Consider the following 26,273-nt stretch of genomic DNA (forward strand, 5'->3'; position numbering starts at 1 on the left):
ATACTTCAAAGAGAAGCCCGTTAATTTTGATAAAAAAACGAAGTTTGTGAATAAATCTACTTAAACAAACGGGTGCAAGAGTTGAAGAACAGGGCTGTCGTTGCGGCAGCTTTTTCTTATTGTACTAACTGGCAGTTTAGTTTAACAAGAAAATCAGAAATTAGAAGAAATTGTCTAATAAAGAAGCTTAAGTGAGATATTAATAATTTAATTTTAAGCTTAACACATATAGCACCGTCCATTTTTATGACGGTGCTAAGAATAAAGGTTATTTAATAATTGTTTAAGAAGAAGGAAACTTATTTGTTCTAAATACCCTTATCATTTCTCTCATTCTGAATAATTCGTTGGTATGATTTTATCGTCGCAAAATGCATACCTTCATGATATAAACAAAAGCTGAGTAATTCTTCTATTGTTGATAAAGTAAGACCTGTTGACGTAGTAAAAGGTTTCTCGATAACTTCTTTTAACCGGAATTCCAATGCTTGTTCGATTCTGTCGATTTGATTTTTTAATAATTGGATTAATTCGCTAATCGTTGGTAACGTCTGATTCCCCCAATTGGTGGGACTTGTGCCAGTAGTAAATAATTCCGAAAAGTTATTCGGTATAATCATTTTTTCATTAATAAAATAATATGCGAACTTTTCTTGCACAACATATATATGTCCTATATTCCATTTTATATTATTATTGAATCCTTCTGGGATAAACAGCGATGCTTCATCATTAATTTCTGGGACGAAATTGATTGTGTTTTTTCGAACAAATCTTAATTGTTTAAAAATGTAGTTTTTCATCTTATTTCCTCCTGGTCAGGAACTATTCCAGTAACAATTTAAATATTAAAATTTATTTTTTCAACTTCTACTACAATATTTTTAATTAATGAATCGACGGTTTGATTTTTAGCTAATCTTGGACTTTGACCAGACCAAAGCGACATAAAATCTTGATTATTTTGTGCACTTGAAGTCTTTCTAATATCATGGGTTAATGTATTTTGAACTGGGAAGTCTGGTAAAAGTGCTTCGTGCTTCTGCATTTCTAAAATAAATTTATTTTTTATTCCTCTTGCCCATTTACCAGAAAATGAACGAGTTAAAACAGTTTGAACTTCATTAGCATTAAGGATTGCCTCCTTATGAACATGGTGTGCGCCACTTTCAACACAAGTCAGGAAAGCCGTACCCATTTGTACACCCATTGCTCCTAAACAAATCGAAGCCATTAACCCTCTCCCATCCATAATTCCTCCAGCAGCAACAACAGGAATGTTTACATTGTCAACAACCTGTGGGATTAGTGACATTAAACCAACTAAACTTTCTTGATCACCATCGTTAAAGCTCCCACGATGTCCACCAGCTTCACTACCTTGAACAACAACAATATCCATTCCTGTCTTTTCATTTTCAACTGCTTCCCTAACGGTTGTAGCAGTACCCACCAGAATAATGTTAGATTGTTTTAATTCAGCAATCACTTCTCTTGAAGGAATGCCAAATGTAAAAGTACAAATTGGAACCTTTTCTTCAATTATAACCTTAATTTGTTCATTAAATTTTTCAAGTACATTATTAAAAATAGGAATTTCAAAGTCATCTTTTGGCTGCAAATTTAATTGTTGATGAATGGGGTTTAAGAGTTGGTTAGCCGATTTTATTTCATTGTCTGTAACTTTAAATTCGTTAGGAACAAATAAATTAATCCCAAACGGATTTGAAGTTAACTGTCTTATTTCCCTGATTTGTTCCCGAATTTGAACAGGGGTCATATACCCTGCTCCAATCATCCCAAGACCTCCAGAATTTGAAACCTCAGCCACTAATTTCGAAGTTGTTACTCCCCCAGCCATAGGAGCTTGTATAATCGGATATTTAATTTTCAGAAGTTCTGTCATTTTATTATTTAACATCATTCCACACCTCGTTTTTCAATTTTACTTACATATTAATTTTCCTTTAGATCTCCTCTCAAACTGAATTCCATTTAAAAGCAAACCTGCCCCAATTAAAACGACACCAGATGCTCCAATCAAAGCAGCATCAAAATTATGGGTGAATGATGATATGATTCCAGCAAGAGTTGGACCAATCAACTGTCCAATAGCATAAATAGCGGTTAGAATGCCAATCGTTCGACTGCTATTAGATGGATTCATTTGTCGTCCCAATGTTGTAGCAAGTGTAGTGATACCCATAAACGTAGCTCCAAATAATAAAGCACTTATGATAAAACTAGATTTTGAAATCCAAAAGGCTGGCAAAGACATACCCAAGGATTGCAATACCATTGCAAGCACTAATGATTTCACGTAACCCCATTTTTTAGCTAGTAAAGACCAGATAAGGCAGGAAGGAATCGCAGCCAAACCAACCATCATCCAAACTAAGGTGGCACCTTTATGAAAGGATGAGGAAGCGATAGATACAATAAACGTTCCTGTAACAATGTAGCCTAATCCTTCTAAACCATAGGCAATAGTCAACCATAGGAGCCATTTAGTTGGGGGGACAAGTGCTAAAGTTTCTTGTTTATTTTTCATCTCAATATCGTTTGGGGCTTCATCGAGCCATATCCATACGAAGATAGCTAGGATTCCACTGACAATAGCCAATCCTATCCATGTACCTTGCCACTGAAATAAATGGTTTAAACTCGGAATAACTAAACTTGATAAAAAAATTCCAAATCCTACCCCTCCATAGAATAGACCCGACCAACTGGTTTTGCTTATAGCAGCGAGTTTATCTAACACGATACCAGAAGCTAGGACCAACACAAAGGCACTGGAAACCCCTGATATAAATCGAAGCACATACCAAAGTAAATAAGAGTATGTTAAACCCATTAGGGCTGTGGTTATTATACTGATGATTAGACTAATTCTTAGGGACATCGCTCTATGTCCCTTTAAGGGAATAACGCCTGCTAAAATTGCTCCAAGCAAATATCCAGCATAATTACTTGATGCTAAATAACCAGCAATTGAATTGGAGAAAGAAAGATCTTTTTGCATAAGCGGAAGAATGGGAGTATATGCAAATCGTCCAATTCCCATAGCAATGATTAGAGAAAGTATTCCTCCTATTAAAAATAGAAAAGATTGCTTCTTCAAATAAAAACCTCCAATAAAATGATTATATTTAAATCATATCTCTTTTCTGGTATATTGAATAATACATAATATTGATATTTGCCATCAGTTAATAAGATGGCAAAAAAGGGGTGAGGATTTTTATGGATTTGCATACATTAAAAATTTTCCAAACTGTTGCAAGGCTAGGGAGTATTTCACAAGCAGCAAGAGAACTTCAATATGCACAATCGAATATCACATTGAAAATACAACAATTGGAAACGGAACTTCAAACAACCTTATTTTATAGACATAATCGTGGGACTGCTTTAACAGCCAAAGGAAGCATGTTATTAACATACACGGAAAAAATATTTGACCTTATAGAAGAAACAAAAAATGTGATGAATGATGATCAAACACCAAAGGGCCCTTTAATTATTGGTTCTATGGAAACAACTGCCGCAGTTCGTTTACCAGCCCTATTTTCAAAGTACCTTAAAGACTATCCCGACGTTGATCTAACCCTAAAAACAGGTTCTACGGAAGAAAATGTTCAAGGCGTTCTTCAGTATGAGCTTGATGGGGCATTTGTGGCTGGACCTATCAATCATCCTGATCTCATTCAGAAAGAAGTATTTGAAGAAGAATTAGTTCTCATTACGGATAAAGATCATCCTCCTATATCTTCAATTAAAGATGTTCAAACAAGGACACTGCTTGTTTTTCATAAAGGATGTGCTTATCGGGAAAAGTTTGAACAATGGTTACACCAAGAGAAGATGATACCTAATAAGATAATGGAATTTGGCACTGTTGATGGGATAATAGGTTGTGTATCTGCTGGTCTAGGTATAAGTTTGCTCCCCTACAGTGTCATTGCAAAACATTTACAAGAAGGAACTCTTAAACAACATTCATTACCGAATCTTAATGGAAACATGAAAACAATGTTTATTTTTCGAAAAGAAACGTACCTGCAACCGTCTTTATTAAAATTTATTGATATGTTAAAAAAATAGATGGACTTATAAAATTAATTGAAAAGAAGAGTGAAAGTAATGAAAATTGGTTTTTTTGATTCGGGCATAGGTGGAATGACTGTACTTCATCAAGCATTGAGGTTTTTACCGAATGAGGATTACCTATTTTATGCGGATACCTTACACGTACCATATGGTGAAAAACCAAAAAAAGAAGTGAGGGAATATATTTTTAATGCAGTTGATTTTATGGCTAATCAAGGAATTAAAGCATTAGTCATTGCTTGTAATACTGCAACCAGTATTGCAGTAGATGATCTTCGCCAAAAGTATGATTTCCCTATTTTGGGTATTGAACCAGCCGTAAAACCTGCTGTTCAAAGCTGTGAGGGAAAACGAAAAAAAGTATTAGTGTTAGCAACTAATTTGACACTAAGAGAGGAAAAGTTCCATAACCTTGTGAAAAGTATAGATCATCACGATATTGTTGAAAGTTTGCCCCTTCCTGGTCTTGTAGAATTTGCCGAGAAGTTTGAATTTAGAGAAGAGATAGTTGTTCCATATTTAAGGGAAAAACTAGGTGCGTTGGATTTAGAGGAGTACGGAACTGTTGTTCTTGGATGTACCCATTTTCCTTATTTTGAAAATAGTATAAAGAAAGTATTTTCTGAAGGAGTAGACATTATTTCTGGGAGTATTGGAACTGCAAAGAATTTAAAACGAATTCTCGAAGCAAGGAATCAAATTAACGATGGAACAGGGGATATTTTGTTTTTTAAATCTGGTTTTAAAGTTGAAGATAAAGAAACTTTATCTAATTATAATGATTTGTTGGTAATGTTAGATAGGATAGGTTCTTTAACAACGGGAGTTTAAATTAAAATAATCTGTTTCGACAACTTATTTGAAAATAAGTTTGTGAAATTTTGTACTTAAACAAAACCAGCTAATAGTTTGTCAACATTTTTCACTGAAAATCTTTAATTACCCATGTTATACTAAAAATGCGCATGCCAAATAACCTTCCGTCAAACGGTTACTGGAAGGTTTTTCTGTTTTTAGTTAGATATAGTTCTTAAGCGATATCTTGGAAAGTGGTCTTGTTTTTTAATATGGCAAATATCCAATGTAAAAGCTTATTAACACAAGCAATAACTGCTACTTTATACAATTTACCTTCACTGCGTTTCTTATCGTAAAATTCTCTTAATCTCTTATTTCTAGGGATGATCTCATCACTTGTTTTCTTTTTACGAGCGTCACGTATTCCAGCACGGACAGCCAAATACAAGGCATGCCGTAGTCTGCTTGAACCACGCTTTGTAATTCGTATTAATGTGGCTTTAAATTTACCAGATTCAAATACTTCTGGATCAACTCCAGCGAATGCGACCAGCTTTTTTGGATGATTAAACCGGTCTATCTCACCAATCTCGGAAATAATCGTTGCCGCGATTTTTTCACCAATACCAGGGATAGATTGGATAATCTTATATTCTTCAATTTCCTTAGCGAGAGTATCTATCTCTGTTTCTAACTTTGATAGATACTCTTTATATTGAAGAAGCATATTAATATACATACTCATGCTTATTAAATGACTTTTGTATAAAGTTTCTTGAAATGGATTTCGAGCTGCGGCATTCTTAAGTTTTTGTGTCTTTTCTTGTACCCATTTTTTTGATCCATGTTTATATAACTGTTTTATACCATCAGCCAACTCATCTTCACTAGCAGCCAAGATATCTTGGGATGTAGGATATTTTTGCAGGGTAAGTAAAGATACTACAGAGTATAACTCACCAAAAACTCCCTTATATTCAGGAAATACTTGATCTAATACAGCTTGAAATTGTAATTTGGTTTGTACATATATCTCGGTTATATTTGCATGTTGCCTAGTAAGATTACGCAGATTTAATAGTCGTATTCCACGCTTTTTATAGGGCTCTAATTCCTCTTTATAGTAAAGCTCGCAGAGCCGATAAGCATCAACTGCATCTGTTTTCACTTTTCGTAAACTTGAACTTTTGGCTCTATGGGAAATCAATGGATTGATGATTATTAATAAATAATTTCGATCCTCCAAATACTGAACAACTGGCGCATGATAATGCCCCGTAGCCTCTAATACAACCGGAGGTTGTTTACCAGTTACATCTTTTATCTCCTTAAGAAACTTAAGTAATGATCCTAAACCTCCGAGATCATGCTTGATGCTAAAGCTTTTACGATAAGGTTTTCCTTTATCTAAAAATCCTTGAACTTCACTTTCCCCTTTTGATATATCCAGACCAACGACTGGATTCATTCCAGATCTCCTCCAAATAATTAAATTACCGGTTACCCCTAATTCCTCTTGCAGTATCATAGCTTCGCTTGTTATGCGAGATCGTAGTCCCAACCAGCCTCAAACATGTTTCTACAAGTAGGGGGCGAACGGTTTAGCTGACGAGGTCTTTGCCCCACGGGTGCTTACGTTCTACCCCGGCTACAGCTATCATATATCGATATAAAAAATGGTCAACCAGAAAAATTTTCTGGCTGACCTTATAATACGAACGGGTGCTTTACTTTAATATAATATTGTAGAGAAAGGTTAATTGGGATGAAAAATAAAGAATTAAAGATAGTGGAAATACCAAAGTGGGGACACTATTTACGGCAAAAGTGGCGTGAAAGTTTTGCAAGTCATCTATCAAAAGAGGAACAAAAATCGATTGGCTTGGACCATTTTTTGTGGAACCTATGTAGTGGAGAAAAGGTAAAATGCCTTGAAAAAGAAAAAGCTATAAAAGCATTTGAAAATCAAACAAAGAATAAATGTACAATTTTTTATCAATTCACAGATGAAGCTTACTTAGTTCAAAATGCCAAAACTCTTACAGTTAAAGATTTACCATATAAAGAAAACTATTTAGATTATAGCGACATTTATATCATGGATTGGGATAATAAATGGACCTTTATCATAACTCACGAAACTGACTTAGGACTCGGACCGTATTTTATTCAAAAATCCTAAAAACAATCTTTTTGTGAGATACTTCACTTAAAGTAACGGGTGCAAGAGTTAAATAAGATTGGGCTGCTTCGGCAGCCTTTTTTGCTTGTTCCACTAACAGGGCAGGTTAGCATTCCTGTAGAACGTTATTTTTCGACTTTGAAAAAAATAGGGCTCCTCAGTAAGATATGAGTATAGACACCACTCTAACTCACAACTTTAGGAGGAACCCTACTATGAAGTTTAAAATGCAAAACAAACAAAATCAACTGATAGAAAGAATTTCCGTTAAACATCTTGTTGTTGGCGTGGATATAGCCCAACAATTTCACGTGGCCAGAGCCGTAAATTTCCGTGGAATTGTAGTCGGGGATCCACTCACATTCAATAATAATGAAGAAGGATTTGGTAGTTTACTAAAATGGATTAAAAATCTTCAAAGATTAAACAATTTAGATGAAGCTATTGTTGGGATGGAACCAACTGGACACTACTGGATCAATCTTTCAAAATGGCTTTTTAAACAAGATATTGAGGTTGTGACAGTAAACCCTCTTTTAGTAAAAAAGAATAAAGAAAATCGTGATAATACCCAGTCAAAAAGCGATAAAAAGGATGCTTTAGTTATAGCTGATATGGTGAAGAACGGTTACTACTCAGAGGTTAGGTACACATCAGAACCATTCGAAAAACTAAGGGTTCTTATGTCTAACCGTGATGTAGTAGTTAAGCGCCTTGTTAGTTCTATCAATCAATTAAATCGTTGGGTAGATATTGTTTTTCCTGAACTCCGACAGGTGTTTAAAGATATTAAGGCTAAGGGGGCAATCGCCACCCTCCGTTTATTTCCGTCCCCTACGGACTTAGAGATTATGCAGCCTCATGAGGTTATTGCAGGTTGGAAATCTATAATGAAGAGACAGCCTGGATTAAAAAAGGCCCTATTACTCCTTCAATTAGCTAAGAAATCTGTCGGTACTAGACAAGCACTTGATGCTTATAAATTTCATTTAGAACAGTTATTAGAGGAATATGATTTAGCTGTAACACAACTCGAAAGAGTTGAACAACAAGTCACCGAAGCGTTAAACAAAATTCCTTTCGCTAAGAAACTGCTTACCATCAAAGGAATTAGTGAAGTATCTTTGGCTGGCATATTAGGTAAGGCAGGAGATTTAAGTGGTTTCTCCCACGGTAATTCTCTACTAAGGCATGCAGGATTGCATCTAGCTGAAGCAAGTTCAGGAAAGTGGAGAGGCCAAATTGTCATTTCAAAGCGCGGAAGGTCGAGACTTCGACGATTCCTTTACTTAGCAACAATGAGCCTTGTCATGAACAACCCAGAATTTAAAGCATTACATTCTCATAATGTTAAAGTAAAAAAAATGAAGAAAATGAAATCCATTATGAAACTAATTGGAAAGTTGGCTAGAATATTTGTAGGTCTTTCTCGACGTAATGAAACCTATTGTCCTGATAAACTTCAACCATTATCACCGTTGGCGGCCTAATAACTTACAGAAGCGAAGATTATTCGTCCACTTTTAGGATGGATATATAAAATATAATCATGGATTTACCGAATGTTGGCTTATTCGTAGGATTTCAAATATGTACGGAGTACCAGATTTCTTTCACGAAAGGGCACGGACCCATCAGGTTAGCATAACTGGCCTCCACCCCTTGGATAGGCATGACGAAGGAATGAGAGGGCGATTGACCCGTTGAGACATGGGAGGGAAAGCCTCCTGGGGAGGCGTGGAGCATGTACATTATATGGTAAATTGTGGAGTTGCACTTTACTCCTCTATTTAACTATGCCTTCACGAAGCCTTTATGATCTGACCTCATTCCATTAAATTGTTATTCCTATATCAATGGTTATGAAATCCTGCGAATAAGCGAGTATTCGGGAGAAAATCGTATTAATCTGAGGGAGTGAAAGAAGGAGAAATTTATATAAGTAAAGAATTAATACCTTCTAGATATTTCGAAAGAAAGTAGTACAACAATTGAGAGGGATTAATAATGGGAACCTGGGGAACAAGCATTGGAAGTAATGATACATTTTGTGAAGTATATGAAGGATTTTTTTCATTCTATAATCGAGGATTTGAAGTAGCAGATATTACAAATCTTTTGTTAGACAATTTTGAAGACCTACTTGTTATGGAACCAAATGAGTTTTGGTTTGCTTTGGCAAAAGCACAATGGGAATGTAAATCATTGGAGACTGCTGTTTATAATAAAGTCAAAGAAATTATAAATAATGGACAAGACTTGGAGCTTTGGAAAGAACGCGAGGCTACTGATGAACATTTAATGAAAAGAAAAAAAGCATTGGAACAATTTTTAAAGAAAATTTCAATAGAAAAAGAAACTCCTAAAAATAGAAAACAGAATAAAAGTGCCGAACCTCCATTATTTAACAAGGGAGACTGCTTCATTTTTAAAATGAACAATGGTCGGTACGGAGGAGCAGTCGTTCTTGATGAAGTATATAAGGGAACGATGAATTATAACTATATTGCAAGAACTAAAATAAATAAGGAAGATAAACCAAATATAGATGATTTTATAAATGCTGAAATAATAGTTATCCCTTTTCAAAATGGAGAAGAAGTGGAGGATATTAGAACATATTATCCTTCTGAATTAAAAGGAGGTCTTTCATTAATTGAAGTAATAGGCAACCTTCCAATCAAGTTTAGACGACAAGTTGGTGGAACTTGGGGAAGGTGTAATTATAAAGAATTTGTTTCGTTTACAGAATCGTGTTTGAGCTATTTTCAAATGGGAAATGAAACGAAAACTAAAGCGTTTGTAAGTCATTATATAAGGAATAGATAATCCTGCATTTTCTTATGTAAAAGTAATTAATTGTAGGATTGTGAAGGAATGTACTTAAACTAACGGGTGCAAGAGTTGTAGATCAAGCTGTCATTGTGGCAGCTTTTTCTTATTGCACTAAAGGGGCAGTCAGTTTAAGAAAAAGGTATGTTATACTAGAACTACTAAAATTTAACATTTTTATAAGGGGTGCGTTGATGGCGGACATTTCTATTTTACTTGCATTAGGTGCAGGTGCATTAGCTTTTATATCGCCATGTGTATTTCCTCTTTATCCTGCATTTTTATCGTATATTACGGGAATGCGTGTAGCAGAGATACAAAGTGGTGAATTAAAAGGACAACGTAAAGCAATTTTTCATACACTTTTCTTTTTGTTTGGATTTTCAATAATTTATTTAGTGCTTGGATTCGGAACAACAGGAAGTGCGAATTTATTAGGGACTTGGTATTTTCAATATGGAGATTTAATTCGACAAATTGGTGCTATTTTAATGGTGGTCTTTGGATTGATTACTATTGGGTTACTACAACCAAAGTTTCTGATGAAGGAGCATAAACTACACATTCAAAATAAACCAACTGGTTATTTAGGTTCAGTGGTAATTGGATTAGCTTTTGCAGTAGGTTGGACACCTTGTATGGGTCCAATTTTAGCAGCTACATTAGCACTTGTAGGTGCAAATCCATCACAGGGTCTATGGTATATGACAGCTTATGTTTTAGGTTTTAGTATTCCGTTTCTTTTAATGGCATTTTTCATTACTAAATTTTCGTGGTTAAAAAAATACAGCAGCACTGTAATGAAAATTGGCGGGGTAATTATGATAGTTATGGGAATTATTTTGTATTTAGACAAATTGACACTTATCAATTCATTATTACAACCGATATTCGGAGATTTCCAAGGGTTCTAGTTAATTAAATAAAGGGGCAGGTTTGTGAAAGATTACACTTAAAGTAAACCAGCTAATAGTTTGTCAACATTTTTCAATAAAAGCTTAAAATTTTTTATGTTATACTAAAATGCGCATGACAAACAACCCTCCTAGATTCGACTTTTGGAAGGTTTTGTATTGTTTAGTTTTATTTATAAATTAAGCGATATCTTGGAAAGTAGTGTTGGTTTTTAATAGTGCGTAAATCCAGTGTAAGAGCTTATTGGCACAAGCGATTACAGCTACTTTATAAAGTTTTCCTTCTTCGCGTTTCTTATCATAGAACTCTCTTAACCTCTTGTTGCGTGGAATGATTTCTTTGGTTGTTTTCTTTTTACGACAATCACGAATAGCGCATTTTACAACCAAATATAAGGCACGCCTTAGCCTACTTGATCCTCTTTTTGTTATTCTGTTTACGGTTCCTTTGAACCTTCCAGACTCAAAGATACTGGGATCAATTCCGGCAAAGGCTACAAGTTTTTTAGGGTGATTAAACCGATCAATCTCACCGATTTCGGAAATAATCATTGCCGCGATTTTTTCTCCGATACCAGGGATTGATTGGATAATCTTATATTCTATAAGTTCTTTTGCTAAAGCATCTATCTCAGCCTGAAACGTAGATAGGTGTTTTTGGTATTCTAAAAGCATATTAATATACATTTTTAGGGTTAAAATATGGCTTTGATATAAAGTCCTCTGAAAAGGATTCCTAGCTGCCGCATCTATAAGTTCCTTTGCCTTGGTATTTGCCCATTTGCGAGAGCGACTTTTACAGTGCTCTTTGATTCTAACTGTTATCGTTTCTTCTCCTGCTTCTAAGACATCGTTAGATGTAGGATAATCTAATAAAGTTAGTAAAGAAACAACAGAATATAAATCCCCAAAAACACCTACATATTCAGGGAAAACCTGATCAAGAACTGCTTGAAATTGTAGTTTGGCTTGTACATATATTCCTGTTATGTTTTCGTGTTGTCTTGTAAGATTACGAAGGTTTAAGAGATGTATTCCACGTTTTTTATAGGGCTCTAAATCCTCTTTATAGTACAACTCACAGAGATGATTAGCATCGATTTTATCTGTCTTTACTTTTCGTAAACTTGAGCTCTTGGCTCGATAGGAGACAAGAGGATTTATAATTATTAATAAGTAATCTCTGTCCTCAAAATACTGAACAACGGGTGTATGAACGGGTGTATGATAATGCCCTGTAGCTTCAAGAACAATTGGAGGTTTAACCCCTGTTGAGTTCTCAATTTCTCTAAGAAATTGATGTAAAGTATCTAATCCCTCAAGTTTATGTGAAACTTTAAAACTACTTTTGTATGGTTTTTTCTTATCCAAGAAAGCTTGAACCTGACTTTCACCTTTTGCTATATCCAGACCAACGACTGGATTCATCGATAAATCTCCTCCTCCAATAATTAAATCACCGGTACCCCTAATTCCTTCTTGCAGTATCATAGCTTCGCTTGTTATACGAGATCTATGTCCCAACCAGCCAAATCATGTTTAAGCAAGTAGGGGGCGAACGGTTTACTTGACGGGTTCTAAGTCCTACGGGTGCTTACGTTCTACCCCGGCTACCGTTATAATAAAACCAAATAAAAATTGGTCAACCAGAAATATCTGGCTGACCTTATAATACGAAAGGGTGCTTATATTGAAGATCCTGCTGCCATCGATGCAGCATTTTTTATTGTGCTAACAGGTTAGGATAGTTTAATAAAGAAATGGATTTATATGGTAAAGTGATTACTAAGATTTGTTTAATCAAATTTCTAAAGAAAAGAGGTGAAAAAGGTGGAAGTGGGCGATTATTTTCCTTTGGTACCATTATTAGTTGTTGTTGCTGTTGCACTACATCGTTCAAGAGTATTTCCTAATATTATTAAATATATTGGTTATGGATACTTCATTGTACTAACATTGGTATTCATCATAGTAAGAGAAAGAATTAGTTACCTTTATGAACATCCACCTATTCCTGATATTTATTGGGAAAAAAATTCAGATTGGTCTGAAATAGGGCTTTTACTGTATTTGGTGCCAACAACAGTCATATTTCTAATCTTATGCTTTTCTTGGTTTAAAAGAGAGAAAGACCTTAAAGGAAAAATTCTTATGTTTCTTTTCTTTGTAGTTGGATTGGTATTGCTTTTTGTTTATGCTTTTTTCTTTAGTATGACTTTGGGATATAGTCCGTAAAATAGCCCTTCTTCAACTAACGGGTGCATTACTTCAATAATAGGTAATTTATGGTGTTTTATAAAGGGCAGCTAAAAAAACTGTCCTTCATATTTTACTGATAAATGGATTCAGCAATTTCAATTATTTTCTTTTTTTCTAAATCTTTATCTTGGTAATGTAAACTTAAATAATAATGAAGATTATCTATTTTAAAAGACAAAAATGTGGAGGAATGAAGGTTTGGATTATTATCTTCACGAATAGATACTTTTGTACCGTTTTTTAACGTGTGCTCATATTCGTTTTTAAGTTTACCTAAGTCATTTAAACTTACGATTATTGTGAGATCATTTTCTTTAAATTCTTCCCCTAGATATTCAAGAGTTATTTTTGAATCCTCTTTTTCAACCTTACCGTATCTATGTGTAACTTTAAAAGGAATGATTGAGGGAAGATATATTTTTGAATTAAACTTTTTTTCAAATTCTTTAGCTGCTTTTTTTAAATCAGTATATCCCATTGCTTCGTACGCTTCTTCGGTAGTCATTGATTTCTTTGTATAAAGTTTATCACTACCAATTGCATTACCTGTGTCATTTAAAGTGAAAAAAATCATTAACCCATTTAATAAAATCATTAGTTTTTTCTTCATACCAACACCTCCATTGATGTTATGTTTATTTATTTTTTAAGCAATATACAAATTCTAATAAGTGTAAATCACAGGTGGTGATTATAATCATTCTTAAAAGTTAATGATTGGAGATAATTTCAAGTTGTTATACACATTTCTTACTTAACTAACGGGTGCAAGAGTTAAAGATCGGAGCTGCCATATTGGTGGCTTTTTTCTTATTCGACTAACGGGGCAGGTTTGTTGAATAAGAATTTTATGGATATATTATAAAAAAAACTGAATAAGCGAGGGGTAGAGTTTATGATATATGAGTTTTCTTTGACCTTATTTTTTACATTCTTATTAGTTACAGCAATCAGCTTTGTAGTAAATAAACTCCTATCAAACAAAGCGACAGGGAAAAGATCATACGGAGTTCTTATGGTCCAAAGTTGTATAATCGCTACTCTCCTTACTTGGGTAATATAGATATTTTTGAAATTACAAGGTGCTTTCCTTCAAGGACTGGCTGCTACATAAGCAGCCTTTTCTAATTGAACTAAATGGGCAGGATAGTGGAACAAGGAATATGGTTAAATGATATTTACCGAGGAAGATATGACTAAAAATAAAAACGCTCCAAAATTTCCCATAAATGGTGATACACTATAAAAAAGGAGGGGAATTCAGGATGGAATTCAAATTTGGGAACTTTGCTATTGTGCTACCCCCTTTACACATTACGATTATAGCAATAATTATTATTTTCTTTTTAGTAAGGTGGAGCAAGCAATTAGAAACACGACGTTTTACGATTTTCCTTTACTTTATGATAAGCACTTACACTGCTCCAATTTTTTCTCGCAGTACAAAAGAAGGTGTCTTTCAGCTATGGATTCCGTTGGGATTTATATTAGTTTTCTTATACTTGTTTCGCAGTAAAAGATACCATCCATCTAAAATGAAAGCGTGTATTTTAGGACTTTGCATAGCATTATATCAGTTAATTCTTCAATATGTTAGGTAGTTTTTGATATTCCACTAACGGGTGCTTGACTTGAACAGTGGGGTTGCTGCGGCAATCCCATTTTTTATTAAACAAAACTGGCTAGATTAGTTAAAGAAGGAAATCTTTAGGTGAATGGCGAATTGTTAAAATAGAATATATTACCAAATAAGGAAGTTATGAAGAAGAAGTTGGAGGTAATTTTTTTGAAGAAGGTTATTATAGGATTATGTATAGTTGTAACTGGATTTATCCTCTTTATCGCACAAGATAAATTTGAAGGGAACGATACTGCAAATGGTATTGATAAAATGTTTTCTGGTCAAATTTTTGATGTTGCACAAGAGAAATTTACTGTACACGCTATGGGGTTAAGCCCAGAAGAAAAAGTCCTTACAGTTAGAATTGGAAAAACACAATACAAAGAACAAGCAGAGGAATACTTTAGAGACATTTTAGATTCTCATGGTATGGAAAGTTATGAACTTGAGGTATTCCCTGATGATTTAACTTTAAAATAAAGAAGTTTGTGAAAAATTACACTTAAAGTAACGGGTGCTTTAACACAATAAGGAATAAAATTAAAGAGCCTAAAATATGCAAATTTTTATTCACTACTTGCGTATTTTGGCTCTTTTTACATTTATAAAAGATACTGCCATAATTGCAAATATACTGCGTTTAGCTTTCAATTCATTGTTTAATGATGTGTTGCCAGTTCGGGGGAACTTCATGTGTTTCAATATGTTCAAATTTCATTAATTTAACTTTACCGGGAATCGGATAAGCTATTTCAGGGGAGAAATGCCAAATTAATAATAGCGATTTTTTTTATCATCGAATCGAAGAAGTGCGTCGGTTGGTAAAAAGAGAGGTTTATTTGAAAAGACTTGGTGTACTTTTAGGAATGCACGAGGAGAAAAAACAAGCATAAGCGCAGCTTCAGATGCGCTTATGGAAGTAACAAACTATTTTACATTACCAACAAACCAAATGGAACTGCTGCCTTCAAAATACTCTTCAGAATCTCCTTCGAAACCTTTAACCTCTAACCCTTCAGGGATGTATAGACCCCAATCTTTTTCAAGAAACTGGGTATTAGCAGTCGGTGTAAAATACTCAGAAAACTTGCCGTTATGATTTAACCCTGCATAAAAACTATCTAACCCTGCTTTAGTGTAACCTATCATTACAACTACATAAGGTAAATCAGGCATAGGAAAATATGCGATGATTCGATATTCTTTTTCTTTATCCGTTTTTAAATCATGCAAATCTTTTACGAAGTTTATAATCATTTGTAGAAATTCTCTTTTATTTGCTTTAGGGAATTTATTAAAATCGCCAAAATCCTTAGCGATATTAAAACTATATGCTCTATACCCAAGATACGTCGGACTTTGGTCTGGTGGGGCCGGAAGAGATTGTGACCATACAGCAATTTTGTTCCTGATGTTACGGAACTTCCTTCTTTTTCCTCGAATTTTCTTTTTTCTTACCATTCGTGAAGAAATACCCCCGTTGTCTTTTTATTGGCTTACCTCATAAATTTTAGCAGTTACCTTATAAATTTTAGCAGTTACCTTATAAATTTGTACATGTTGTAAGAAACAAAACATTTTTCGTTACTACAATATGAAGCGGTCGGATGCCATTTTAGCAGCCCAAGCAAAAAGGTATATGTTATAATTTGGAAAAGTTATATAGTAAAGTTAGCAATAGGGGGGATGTTATGAAATTCGTTAAAAACACGGTGTTGATAATCGTTTTTACAGTTATATTAACCTCATGTGATAAAGCAGTTTTTAACAATGGATGTCCAGACTCGATTATTGAATGGGTTGATGTATTGATGATTAACAATATTAAGTATCAGCACCATTTTCCTGAACCGGAAATTGAAAAAGTCTCTGTTTCACTTGAAAAAGGGAAAGAAATCGGGAAAGTAACGTACAAAATGGCTGACAGTGCATGCAGTAATTATCAAATGAAAAATGGAGACGCAGCTTATTTAGAAAAAGGGACCCCTATTTACGAATTAAAGGGATACCCATCGTCTTTTATTGTCGTGGCAGATAATAATATTTATGTAGCCGATCAAAATGGAAAAGCTAAGACTGCCGGTGAACTGTACCCTTTACGCGGACTTGTAAAAAACATTCATATCGAAAGTACAGAAGATGGCAAACGATTATACACTTTTTCAGCACAATCAACAGATAAATTTATAAACGCCTGGTATCAGTTAAACCTAGAAGGTTATCATGCTTTACAAAAGAAACGCAGTTTTGAAGGAGAACGTGTTTTTTTAGAAATCGAATTAAACAACGGTGCAACCTTTAGACTGCTTTACTGGGCAAACACCAACACGTTTAACGTTGGCGCGGTCGGAAATAAAGCAGTTAGAGAAATCATTATGAATGAGTTATCAAAAATACATAAGCCTTCATAGGACAATCTCACCTATATGAGGTACCACCAGCAAAACGCGATTATCTGGTGGTACCCCTATTGAAGCTTTTCGGTGCACCAACATGGATTTTTAAATTGCTTTTAATAATTTTTGGGATTTTACTGTTATCGTTGGGAGTTTTATATCAGATAATTCCTGATTATCTTTTTCAACCGATGAATGCGTTTTGGTAATATTCAGGAACGTTTTTTACTAAAGGGGCAGGGTTCTTTATTTACTGTACTTCCCATTTGAATTTTCCATTATACTGTTTAAGTTGTTTTTTCACTTGTTCCAATTCATAAAAACTTGAATGTGCTTTTTTGACAATTTCTTCATCCGTTTTACCTTCTTTTAGAAGAGTCCTGATAAGTTCATATCTTGATGCTTCAAACTCAAAATAACCATGATATACATTAAGTTGATTTCTTATGTCCTTTAATTCAACATAGCTGGTTGTTGCTATATAAACAATCTCTTGGTCTGTTTTGCCCATTTGTATAAGAGTTCTAACAATGCTATATCTTTGGTTTACTTGACCTGTCGCATATCCTTCTCCCCATCCGTCATCCCAAGCTATATCGTAGCATTCTTTGCAAGGAAGACACTCTTCTTCCTTCTCTTTAACTAATCCCAATAGTAATGGTAATGAAATTAATGTGACAAGAAATGATGTTTGTTTCACAAAAGTCACACCTTTTTTAGCTTAGTATGAACTTTTAGTTCACTAATTACTTCTTTTGAGTTGGTGAATATTATTCACCAACTATTATCAGGATTTCATTCCTGAAGCACGGATTAGTCAGTAATTCAATTACTTAATTTGTTTATTTCACATATCCGTATCACCATCAAAAAGCATTGACCATGATTCGCGCTTAAAGGATTCCAGTCAATTACAATATCTGGTAATATTAAAATAGACTAAATTTGAGGTGTGAATGTGATGAAACGAATGCCGTTTGAACGACCGACTGATCATTATAATGAATTGTTAGCCCCAATCGATGAACAAATATGTTCTTTGCTAAAACAAAGAAAGGAAATTTCAAACAATAACCCAGGTTTTCCACCACTTGAAGATATTTCAAAGTGGGCAGAAAAGTTTAACCTTTATGAGGATCTATTAAGGTCGTTATTCGGCTTATTAGAAAATGACGACCATTTTCGACCGCAGGTTGAACCAATAGATTTTCAAAAGTATCTGCCAGTCTCAAAGTCAGTGGAAAATGAAAAGTGTTTGTATTCAGTAACTTTTATCAGGCAATACGCAAATGCAAGTGTGGTTAATTTTAATATTGATTGGGAACCTGAGGAGGATCGAACTTCAGACAGGTTCCATCGACATAGTTTTTGGGAGTTATGGTTAGGAGAGGAATATGATTGTAGAATGACTGGCGGAGGAGGTTCAGATGGACATATTAGTAATAACTTTATTGTGTCTCCTCCATTACCAGACGATTTATCTGGTTTGAATTTTATATTTAGAGAAAATCAGACTCCTTTTAAAGGAAAACCCATTGGACTTGAGATTGTTATACGTTTTGATTAATATAGTTTGTTTGTGAAGAATTGTAACTTAAAGTAACAGGTGCGATGGGTCAATAAATGAGATGTCGCTTTCTGGTTCCACTAGCGGGGCAGGTTAGTTGAATAAGGTTATGACTCATATGAACTAGGGAATGACTATAGAGAGGTGAATTTAATGAAGTTTAATCAAATGACAGACGACGAAAAACGCAAGTTACTTATTGCAATGTACTTTCTACGAAAAGGTTCACATCAGTTAAATCGATTACACGATGAATTTAGACGTAGAGATAATGATGATGAAATAAAGGAAACAATGGAAAAGGAAAGCAACCTTTTTCAAGCAATAGCACGTTTTGATGATATGTATCTTTATTCAGAAGATGAAGGTGAAAATGAAGAAATTGAAAAGTTAGAGAATGAAATATTCGAATGGATTGAAGATAACGGTTTTACAGAGGACATTAAGAAGTATTTTGATAAGAATAGTATCATGTTCAGCTAACAGGGGCGATTGTTCTATATGAACAGTCGCTTCTTGTGCTAAAAAGGGCAGGATAGTTGAACAAGAAACTGTTAAAATAGTGATAAAAAAGGTGACGGGAAAATGGCTATATTTCCAGAAAGAAAACGACTTTCTTTCGTTATTCGAGTGCGAACCAACGTTATTAGATAACACTTCGAAAGACTTGCCATTTTATTATAATAAAGCAACATACCGATTTTCTAATGGAGAGGAAGACTTTATTGTTACTCTTTCTCCTTCTTATGGTGAAGTCAAAATACAAGTAACTCAGCGTGCTTCCAAAAGATTGTTATCACTTTTGGACCTAAAACGGGTTGATAAATTTGAAATTACAGCAGATAAGAAAGACCATTCAAGTGTGCTAATAACAGTTGTTAATGAGGACATTCAACAAATGATTGAAATTGATTTTAAGCCTTATTTTAAACAGATTATTAAAGAACATTTTACTATGTAAGTACAAATTCAATAAAATTGGAGGAATACAATGATATTTAAATATAGATTAATGGGAACAGGTTGGGCGGAGTGTTTTTTTGAAATTAATTCGCAAGCCTTCACATTTGCTGCAAGTTATGTTACGGATGCTTTAAAATATCTTCTTGAAACATTAATTGATATAAATCCATTATATATGGATCCAGCCTATGATGATTTCTCCTTTAAATGGAATGGGGAGCCAAATGAACTTGAATGGAATTTTCAAGTTTTATCAAATGGAAAAATTGTAATTAAAGTAACAGAAAATGATGGTTTCGGAGAAGGATTGACTTCGAAAATTAAAACAGAGTGCAATTATGATGATTTTTTATCGGAAATTATTAGGGAAATGAAAGCTCTTCTTAAAAAATACGGCATTGTGGGTTATAAGGATAATTGGGGATACGACTTCCCAGTAACAGAATTGATTCAGTTAAATTACTATCTTAAAAGTAAGACATCATATCCGTTTACAACGATTATTGAGGATTATTCAGAACTTAATTGTAGTGACCTGAACAATGATTTAAAAGAACTAATTTAATTCTTCAACTATCGGGTGTAAGAGTTTGAAGATCTAGTTGCCAATTTAGTGGTTTTTTAATTAATGACAAGATTGTGAATAGATGTACTTAAACTAACGGGTGCGTTTCTACAATAAGCGGAGACGCATTTTTTATATTGCTGTAACTGGGCGGATTAGTATTAGAAGGTATAATTAATTACATATAGAAGTAGTTCCAGTTAGTAAACGAAGTTTCGAAAAGGGGTTAATAAATGTTTAGGATTAATTTTCAAATAGAAGACTCGCCTACACTTAGAAGTTGGTTAACCGAACCAGATTTTGATCCATATTTACATTTAAATGGTTATATAGATATATCTTATAGAGAAAATAACTTCTTTTTGAATTATTTACAAACACCTTTGGAAGGAAGGATTCCTTTTGAATCCAAAATGAGGTATCTAATTGTTAATATAATTAATGACTTGTTGTATTTCTTAGCAGAATCAGATAAACCTGGCTTATACGAATTAGGTGAATCACCTAACATTTATAAGCTAGTCCTGGTAAATAAAAATAACCAAATTCAATTGTTTATGCACACCGATTTTGAGGAAGTTGAAGAAAATATAGCAGTACATTGGTATGACGGTAAGAATATTTTATTTGAAGAAAATATGCCAATAAAGAGTAACTTTATTATCGATAAAGAGGAATTCTTAGATGGTGCGTTAAAATCAATCCAAGATTTTTTCTATACTGTAAGTGATAAATTTCCAGAACTAAAAACTAATGAATACTTTATTTTATTAAAAAGAAAATATGAGAAAGTGAGGTAAATCTAATGCTATAAAAAGATTTGTGTGAGTTAAAGATCAAGTTGTAAATTGGTGGCATTTTTGTTATTGTCTTGACGGATAGGATATTTAAGGGAGTAAATTATTCATCGTGTAATTCTGTCTTTCGAGGACAAAATATGTTAAGGGATTGTACTGGAAAAGCACTGCCCATTTTTTAATAAGGAGTGAAATGAATGGCTGATAAAAACGAATTCAATCGAGTCGATAACGATACTGGTGAGGCTGTAGATACTGTTGTTGGTGCTGTCTCTGGTGCTGCCGTGGGTTCTGCTTACGGTCCGATTGGTACTGTAGTAGGAGCAATTACAGGTGGAGTGATGGGTAACAATCTCGTCGAAGGAGCCGATGAAGCTAATGACGGTGATGCGAACCGAGAAGATTAGATTTATACAAAGAGGTACATGCATTAAGACTTTCAAAAAGGGAGTCTTTTTATTTTTCTATTAATTTATTCAGCTTTTTTAGGTGAATTTCCAAAAAAGATTGTGGATTGTTTCACTTAAAGTAACGAGTGCAAAAGGGGTAATGCTTTTTTTATTGAACTTAAAGAGCAGCATAGTTGAAGATTTTTGGGGACACCCTATTCTCAAAAAAGGGGTGTACTAAATGAAAAGACCTTTCTTAATCATTTTGTTTATCTTAATTTTTTTAATGGTTTACCTACAAAACTCAATTAACACATTGGCTGAAAATAATTACTTATTACAAGATAATAAGGAAAAACAATTTATTAGTGCAAGGGAGTTTCTCCAAAGTGGGAAACTAACTGAATATACTCAATATAAGGATGCTGATATTAATTTTCAGCAAAAATTACTTTATAAGGATTTAAATCGGTTTATAAAATCTAATGTTAATGATTATTTCTACACAAATTTAATCAATATCTATTCTAATCCAAATAATAGCGTAAGCCCTAATCGCCAGGTATATTTTTTTTGCTCTATATTGGACAATGATAAAACATTTAAATATAAATTTATAATTCTGGATGCTGAAACCTCTAAACCATTAAGAGAGGGCTATAGGAAAGGCTCCAAACAAACGAATTAAACCTAATTCAACTATGTGAAGGAATATACTTAAACCAAACCAGCTAATAGTTTGTCAATATTTTTCATTAAAAATCTTAAAAGGCACATGATATACTAAAAATAAGCATACCAAATAACCTTCCTTATTTAGATTATTGGAAGGTTTTTCATTGTTTAGTATTATTTTTTATTTAAGCTATATCTTGGAAGATTGAATTACTTTTTAAAAGAGCATATATCCATTGTAAGAGCTTATTTGCACACGCTATTATAGCTACTTTATAAGGCTTTCCTTCTTCGCGTTTCTTATCATAAAACTCCCGTAACCGTTTATTTCGGGGGATGATAGTATCTGTTGTTTTCGTTTTGCGACAATCACGAATAGCACATTTGACAGCCATAAACAAGGCATGTCTCAATCACTGGATCCTCTTTTTGTGATTCTATTCACGGTTCCTTTGAATCTACCAGATTCAAAGATACTAGGGTCAATTCCGGCAAATGCTACGAGCTTTTTAGGGTGATTAAACCGATCAATCTCACCAATTTCAGAGATAATCGTTGCAGCGATTTTTTCTCCTATACCAGGGATTGATTGGATAATCTTATATTCCTTTATTTCTTTTGCTAAAGCATCTATCTCTTCCTCAAACGTAGATAGGTGCTTTTGGTATTCTAAAAGCATTTTAATGTACAGTTCTAAGGTTAAAATATGGCTTTGATATAAGGTTTCCTGAAAAGGATTCCGTTCAGCTGCAGCTATAAGTTTTTTTGCCTTTATTTCAGCCCACTTATTAGAACGACTTTTACATAACTCATTGATTTTAGCTGCTAAAGTATCTTCGTCAGTTGTCAGTACATCGTTAGATGTAGGGTACGCTAATAAAGTTTGTAAAGATACAACTGAATATAAGTCCCCAAAAACACCTCTAAATTCAGGAAAAACCTGATCAAGGACAGATTGGAATTGCAGTTTTGTTTGAACAACAATTCCGGTTAGATTTTCGTGTTGTCTCGTCAGATTACGAAGTTTTAAAAGTTGAATTCCTCGCTTTATATAGGGTTCTAAGTCCTCCTTATAGTAAAGTTCGCAGAGATGATTATCATCGATTTTATCTGTTTTTACTTTGCGTAAACTTGAGCTTTTCGCCCGATAAGAGATTAATGGATTTACAATGATTAATAAATAATTCCTGTCCTCAAAATACTGAACAACAGCTGTATGATAATGCCCTGTAGCTTCGAGTACGATTGGAGGTTTAATCCCAGTTAAACTCTCAATTTCTATAAGAAATCGGTGTAATTTATCAAGTCCCTCAAGAGTATGTGTTACTTTAAAACTACTTTTATATGGCTTTTTCTTTTCCAAGTATGCTTGAATCTGAGATTCACCTTTAGCTACATCCAGACCAACGACTGGATTCATTTATAAATCTCCTCCTCCAACTATAATTAACCGGTACCCCTAATCCTCCTTGCAGTATCATAGCTTCGCTTGTTATACGAGATCTATGTCCCAACCAGCCTCAAACATGTTTCTACAAATAGGGGGCGAACTGTTTAGTTGACGGGATCCGAGTCCCACGGGTGCTTACGTTCTACCCCGGCTACCGTTATAATAAAACCAAATAAAAATTGGTCAACCAGAAATATCTGGCTGACCTTATAATACGAACGGGTGCTTTAGTTTATTAAGAGATATAGGAAGACCTGTAAAGATGTGATTAAAGTTCGATTTAATTTCACAATTTCCCCATCCCTCTAATTTCAAACGAGTCATAATGAAATTAAAAGGAGTGCGCGAATGAGCCGACTTGTTATTATGGAAGTTGCAATGAAAGAGGAATTACCGGAACTATACGACATTTATTTTGGTGGAAAAGTTCTACTTCATTATGAAGAAGATATCCCTTTTATTGTGGTTGGAACTACATCAAATATGGGAAGAGAAGCGGCAATTGAACTTTTAAGAGGCTGTGAACAATTTAAAGCTTTACACAAGCGCCTATTTGGAGTTGAGATAAAATCATTTGTTACAGATGAAAAAAAGTTTAAAAAGGTAAAGAATTGGTGGGATTATTTCCATCCGAATGGAATCTATCGATAATTATTAAAGTTTTATTCTATAAAATGTACATACCAAGTAAAAAGAGCTGCCAATTTGGTGGCTTTTCTTTTTTATACATACGGAACATTGGTTCGTATATAATAAAAGTGAGATGAATTACAATGGCAATTCGTGACCGTGGTATGAAGAAATGGCAATTTGCGTTCGGGCATCTGGAGCTAATAAAAGGGCAGCAGGATCTATGGCGGGACCAGGAACGGATAGCAAAGCCGATTGTGGATCCATATGAACTCGAAGAATTCAATCAGCGAATAGCTTATGCGATGGAATATAACCTTGCGGTGATTATTACGATATGATCAAACGGCTTCACATCCGACATAAAAGGGTGGGTGCATTGGGTAGATCCTTTAACTCATCAACTGCGGATTGAAGCGGAGGATGGCTTATTTCACCGGATTGCTTTCGAGGATGTGGTCGCAGTGGTTGTCGTTGATTAGGTGGCATTAACGCTATATAGCGGGTGCCTTTTTACGGAAAGATTAGGTTATTTCCATAAAAAATATTAAGTTGATTAAATGATTTATATCGAGGACGCAAATCATTTTTATAAATACTTCAATTATTTCTGGTAATTAGCTGGAATATAGGTAAAATATAATTTGGAGGGGGAGCGAATATGAAAACAAAAATCATAAAAATAGTAACAGCACTAACTTTATCTACTGGTCTTTTATTTGGTGCTTCATCAACAAATGCTGCAACAAAGGATTTGAAAGTTCACTTCATCAATGTTGGACAAGGAGATTCTATTTACATTAAGACAGCTGCTGGCGATGACATTATAATCGATGGTGGAAATAAAGATGGTAGCGACGTCGTAGCATATTTGAAAAAGCAAAAAGTAAAAGACATCGAGGTTATGATTTCAACTCATCCGGACGCAGATCATGTAGGTGGCTTGGATGAGGTTTTAAAAGCGTTTAAAGTAAAATCTGTTTATGCACCAAAAGTAAGCAACACTACAATAGCGTTCAAGGATTTTCTAACAGCTGTAAAGCGAGAAGGTGTAAAAATTAAAACAGCCCAAAAGGGTGTTAAATTACCTTTAAAAGGCGTTTCAGCAACATTCTTAGCGCCGGTTAAAACGTATTCTAAAAGTGACTTAAACGACTGGAGTGCAGTTCTTCGCTTAGTTTATGGAAAGAAATCTTTCCTATTTACTGGGGACGCGGAAACTAAATCTGAAGCAGATATGATAAAATCCAAACAAACTCTGAAATCAGACGTCCTGAAGGTTGGCCATCATGGTGCCAAGACTTCAACAAGTTCAGCATTTTTAAAGGCCGTGAAACCAAGTTATGCTGTAATCAGTGTAGGCAAAAACAATAATTATGGCCACCCAACAAGTACTATTTTAAATAGACTAAAAGCACAAAAAGTAAAAATATATCGCACGGATTTAAGTGGAAATATCATCTTTACCACCAACGGTTCTACACTAAGCGTAAAGACGGTGAAATAATTGGTAAAGGGTATCATTGATCGGTTCGAAGGAAAGTTTGCAGTTGTAGAAATCGAGGGGAAAACGAAGGATTTTCCAAAATCAATTTTTCCTAAGAGTGCAACTGTTGGAGATGTTGTAGAAATTAACGGAGAAAAGGTCAAAGTCTTAAAAGAAGAAACCGAAAAGTTAAGACGTGAAATAGAAGATTTAATGAATGATGTATGGGAAGATTAGACGGAGATTATGCGGAATAAGTAACGATGCCAATGCGTCACCATTTTTGGTGGCGTTTTTCTTTTACATATTTTGTTTAATAACAACAGGATATTTAGACGAGTTTACAGAATTAAGTCTTGCTCCAGTATCGCTAAATAAAGATCCCCTTTAAAGGTATATTAATTGTTTATAAATTTAAATTATTTTTATCAAATAAACGACTTTTAATAAAAAATTTCATCTGCAATAACACCCAAAATAATTAGAATATCTAATGTGATAAGTATCCTCATCCATATTTTCACAACGTTATCTCCGTTCATATTGTCTTTTATAAATATAAAAGAAACTTTCAATCTACTTTACACTATATATTATAAATGCGTGAACATTTTTTATTTACCCAAAAAGTTGCTA

Annotated in this window: 28 protein-coding genes and 1 pseudogene; 20 read left to right on the top strand and 9 right to left on the bottom strand. The window is 34.1% G+C overall.

The window, feature by feature from the left end:
* Nucleotides 1-308: 308 nt before the first annotated feature.
* From RCG21_RS31225 to RCG21_RS31235, 3 genes are read right to left on the bottom strand one after another with little or no spacing between them, the layout of a single operon-like run.
* Entirely contained in the window at nt 309-803 is a 495-nt protein-coding gene (locus RCG21_RS31225) for a DinB family protein (RefSeq protein ID WP_308914350.1), read from the bottom strand.
* A 38-nt stretch (nt 804-841) separates the two neighbouring features.
* Complete coding sequence (locus RCG21_RS31230) at nt 842-1,921, bottom strand: NAD(P)H-dependent flavin oxidoreductase (protein ID WP_308914700.1); 1,080 nt, start codon at nt 1,919-1,921, stop codon at nt 842-844.
* Nucleotides 1,922-1,945: 24 nt separating this feature from the next.
* Nucleotides 1,946-3,124: a YbfB/YjiJ family MFS transporter gene (locus RCG21_RS31235; RefSeq protein ID WP_308914351.1), complete on the bottom strand. Its 1,179-nt coding sequence runs from the start codon at nt 3,122-3,124 to the stop codon at nt 1,946-1,948.
* Nucleotides 3,125-3,246: 122 nt separating this feature from the next.
* Here RCG21_RS31235 and RCG21_RS31240 point away from each other — a divergent pair, with 122 nt between their 5' ends.
* Nucleotides 3,247-4,107 carry a LysR family transcriptional regulator gene (locus RCG21_RS31240; protein WP_308914352.1) on the top strand — a complete coding sequence of 287 codons (861 nt, stop codon included), beginning with the start codon at nt 3,247-3,249 and terminating at the stop codon, nt 4,105-4,107.
* Nucleotides 4,108-4,146: 39 nt separating this feature from the next.
* Nucleotides 4,147-4,944, top strand: a complete 798-nt coding sequence (gene murI, locus RCG21_RS31245) for a glutamate racemase (protein ID WP_308914353.1) — start codon at nt 4,147-4,149, stop codon at nt 4,942-4,944.
* A 199-nt stretch (nt 4,945-5,143) separates the two neighbouring features.
* Here the strand turns inward: murI and RCG21_RS31250 are convergent, their stop codons facing one another.
* Nucleotides 5,144-6,379, bottom strand: coding sequence for an IS110 family RNA-guided transposase (locus RCG21_RS31250; RefSeq protein ID WP_308914354.1), 1,236 nt, complete (start codon nt 6,377-6,379; stop codon nt 5,144-5,146).
* A gap of 297 nt (nt 6,380-6,676) precedes the next feature.
* Here RCG21_RS31250 and RCG21_RS31255 point away from each other — a divergent pair, with 297 nt between their 5' ends.
* The 4 genes from RCG21_RS31255 to RCG21_RS31270 all read left to right on the top strand — a co-directional run bounded on the left by RCG21_RS31255 (nt 6,677) and on the right by RCG21_RS31270 (nt 10,839).
* Nucleotides 6,677-7,093, top strand: coding sequence for a DUF4275 family protein (locus RCG21_RS31255; protein WP_308914355.1), 417 nt, complete (start codon nt 6,677-6,679; stop codon nt 7,091-7,093).
* A gap of 215 nt (nt 7,094-7,308) precedes the next feature.
* Nucleotides 7,309-8,583: an IS110 family RNA-guided transposase gene (locus RCG21_RS31260; RefSeq protein WP_308914356.1), complete on the top strand. Its 1,275-nt coding sequence runs from the start codon at nt 7,309-7,311 to the stop codon at nt 8,581-8,583.
* A gap of 517 nt (nt 8,584-9,100) precedes the next feature.
* Nucleotides 9,101-9,922, top strand: coding sequence for a hypothetical protein (locus RCG21_RS31265; RefSeq protein ID WP_308914357.1), 822 nt, complete (start codon nt 9,101-9,103; stop codon nt 9,920-9,922).
* A 197-nt stretch (nt 9,923-10,119) separates the two neighbouring features.
* Nucleotides 10,120-10,839, top strand: a complete 720-nt coding sequence (locus RCG21_RS31270; RefSeq protein WP_308914358.1) for a cytochrome c biogenesis CcdA family protein — start codon at nt 10,120-10,122, stop codon at nt 10,837-10,839.
* 180 nt (nt 10,840-11,019) lie between these two features.
* On the opposite strand, the gene RCG21_RS31275 is transcribed toward RCG21_RS31270, so the two are convergent.
* The gene (locus RCG21_RS31275; protein WP_308914359.1) at nt 11,020-12,267 is read right to left on the bottom strand and encodes an IS110 family RNA-guided transposase; all 1,248 of its coding nucleotides are present in this window, start codon (nt 12,265-12,267) and stop codon (nt 11,020-11,022) included.
* A 402-nt stretch (nt 12,268-12,669) separates the two neighbouring features.
* Here RCG21_RS31275 and RCG21_RS31280 point away from each other — a divergent pair, with 402 nt between their 5' ends.
* A complete protein-coding gene (locus RCG21_RS31280) occupies nt 12,670-13,074 on the top strand; it encodes a hypothetical protein (protein ID WP_308914360.1) in 405 nt (134 codons plus the stop codon).
* A 94-nt stretch (nt 13,075-13,168) separates the two neighbouring features.
* Here RCG21_RS31280 and RCG21_RS31285 read toward each other — a convergent pair whose 3' ends face one another.
* Nucleotides 13,169-13,708: a hypothetical protein gene (locus RCG21_RS31285; protein WP_308914361.1), complete on the bottom strand. Its 540-nt coding sequence runs from the start codon at nt 13,706-13,708 to the stop codon at nt 13,169-13,171.
* A 1,176-nt stretch (nt 13,709-14,884) separates the two neighbouring features.
* Between RCG21_RS31285 and RCG21_RS31290 the strand changes: the two genes are divergently transcribed.
* Nucleotides 14,885-15,199 carry a YolC/YozM family protein gene (locus RCG21_RS31290; RefSeq protein ID WP_308914362.1) on the top strand — a complete coding sequence of 105 codons (315 nt, stop codon included), beginning with the start codon at nt 14,885-14,887 and terminating at the stop codon, nt 15,197-15,199.
* Between the two features lie 447 nt (nt 15,200-15,646).
* On the opposite strand, the gene RCG21_RS31295 is transcribed toward RCG21_RS31290, so the two are convergent.
* Entirely contained in the window at nt 15,647-16,180 is a 534-nt protein-coding gene (locus RCG21_RS31295; RefSeq protein WP_308914363.1) for a DUF3916 domain-containing protein, read from the bottom strand.
* 230 nt (nt 16,181-16,410) lie between these two features.
* On the opposite strand from RCG21_RS31295, the gene RCG21_RS31300 reads away from it, so the two are divergent.
* Nucleotides 16,411-17,130 carry a hypothetical protein gene (locus RCG21_RS31300; RefSeq protein ID WP_308914364.1) on the top strand — a complete coding sequence of 240 codons (720 nt, stop codon included), beginning with the start codon at nt 16,411-16,413 and terminating at the stop codon, nt 17,128-17,130.
* 235 nt (nt 17,131-17,365) lie between these two features.
* Here the strand turns inward: RCG21_RS31300 and RCG21_RS31305 are convergent, their stop codons facing one another.
* Nucleotides 17,366-17,815 (bottom strand): hypothetical protein, encoded by a 450-nt coding sequence (locus RCG21_RS31305; RefSeq protein WP_308914365.1) that lies wholly within the window; start codon nt 17,813-17,815, stop codon nt 17,366-17,368.
* A 261-nt stretch (nt 17,816-18,076) separates the two neighbouring features.
* On the opposite strand from RCG21_RS31305, the gene RCG21_RS31310 reads away from it, so the two are divergent.
* The 7 genes from RCG21_RS31310 to RCG21_RS31340 all read left to right on the top strand — a co-directional run bounded on the left by RCG21_RS31310 (nt 18,077) and on the right by RCG21_RS31340 (nt 22,084).
* The gene (locus RCG21_RS31310; protein ID WP_308914366.1) at nt 18,077-18,682 is read left to right on the top strand and encodes a hypothetical protein; all 606 of its coding nucleotides are present in this window, start codon (nt 18,077-18,079) and stop codon (nt 18,680-18,682) included.
* Nucleotides 18,683-18,850: 168 nt separating this feature from the next.
* Nucleotides 18,851-19,165 carry a hypothetical protein gene (locus RCG21_RS31315; protein ID WP_308914367.1) on the top strand — a complete coding sequence of 105 codons (315 nt, stop codon included), beginning with the start codon at nt 18,851-18,853 and terminating at the stop codon, nt 19,163-19,165.
* A gap of 91 nt (nt 19,166-19,256) precedes the next feature.
* Nucleotides 19,257-19,643: a hypothetical protein gene (locus RCG21_RS31320; RefSeq protein ID WP_308914368.1), complete on the top strand. Its 387-nt coding sequence runs from the start codon at nt 19,257-19,259 to the stop codon at nt 19,641-19,643.
* Between the two features lie 30 nt (nt 19,644-19,673).
* Nucleotides 19,674-20,210: a hypothetical protein gene (locus tag RCG21_RS31325; protein ID WP_308914369.1), complete on the top strand. Its 537-nt coding sequence runs from the start codon at nt 19,674-19,676 to the stop codon at nt 20,208-20,210.
* A 233-nt stretch (nt 20,211-20,443) separates the two neighbouring features.
* Nucleotides 20,444-21,010 (top strand): hypothetical protein, encoded by a 567-nt coding sequence (locus RCG21_RS31330; protein WP_308914370.1) that lies wholly within the window; start codon nt 20,444-20,446, stop codon nt 21,008-21,010.
* Nucleotides 21,011-21,204: 194 nt separating this feature from the next.
* Nucleotides 21,205-21,414, top strand: a complete 210-nt coding sequence (locus RCG21_RS31335; RefSeq protein WP_308914371.1) for a glycine zipper 2TM domain-containing protein — start codon at nt 21,205-21,207, stop codon at nt 21,412-21,414.
* Nucleotides 21,415-21,637: 223 nt separating this feature from the next.
* Entirely contained in the window at nt 21,638-22,084 is a 447-nt protein-coding gene (locus RCG21_RS31340; protein ID WP_308914372.1) for a hypothetical protein, read from the top strand.
* 172 nt (nt 22,085-22,256) lie between these two features.
* Here RCG21_RS31340 and RCG21_RS31345 read toward each other — a convergent pair.
* Nucleotides 22,257-23,491: pseudogene (locus RCG21_RS31345) on the bottom strand (IS110 family RNA-guided transposase).
* Between the two features lie 378 nt (nt 23,492-23,869).
* Between RCG21_RS31345 and RCG21_RS31350 the strand changes: the two are divergent.
* The 4 genes from RCG21_RS31350 to RCG21_RS31365 all read left to right on the top strand — a co-directional run bounded on the left by RCG21_RS31350 (nt 23,870) and on the right by RCG21_RS31365 (nt 25,874).
* On the top strand, nt 23,870-24,172 hold the full coding sequence (locus RCG21_RS31350; RefSeq protein ID WP_308914373.1) for a hypothetical protein: 303 nt from the start codon (nt 23,870-23,872) through the stop codon (nt 24,170-24,172).
* 122 nt (nt 24,173-24,294) lie between these two features.
* A complete protein-coding gene (locus RCG21_RS31355) occupies nt 24,295-24,492 on the top strand; it encodes a YolD-like family protein (protein ID WP_308914374.1) in 198 nt (65 codons plus the stop codon).
* Nucleotides 24,493-24,812: 320 nt separating this feature from the next.
* Complete coding sequence (locus RCG21_RS31360) at nt 24,813-25,658, top strand: ComEC/Rec2 family competence protein (protein WP_308914375.1); 846 nt, start codon at nt 24,813-24,815, stop codon at nt 25,656-25,658.
* A complete protein-coding gene (locus RCG21_RS31365) occupies nt 25,659-25,874 on the top strand; it encodes a DUF3006 domain-containing protein (RefSeq protein ID WP_308914376.1) in 216 nt (71 codons plus the stop codon).
* The last annotated feature ends 399 nt before the right edge of the window (nt 25,875-26,273 follow it).

Origin of the sequence: Bacillus salipaludis (assembly GCF_030938565.1) — a bacterium.
GTDB classification, from domain to species: Bacteria; Bacillota; Bacilli; order Bacillales; family Cytobacillaceae; genus Neobacillus; species Neobacillus salipaludis_A.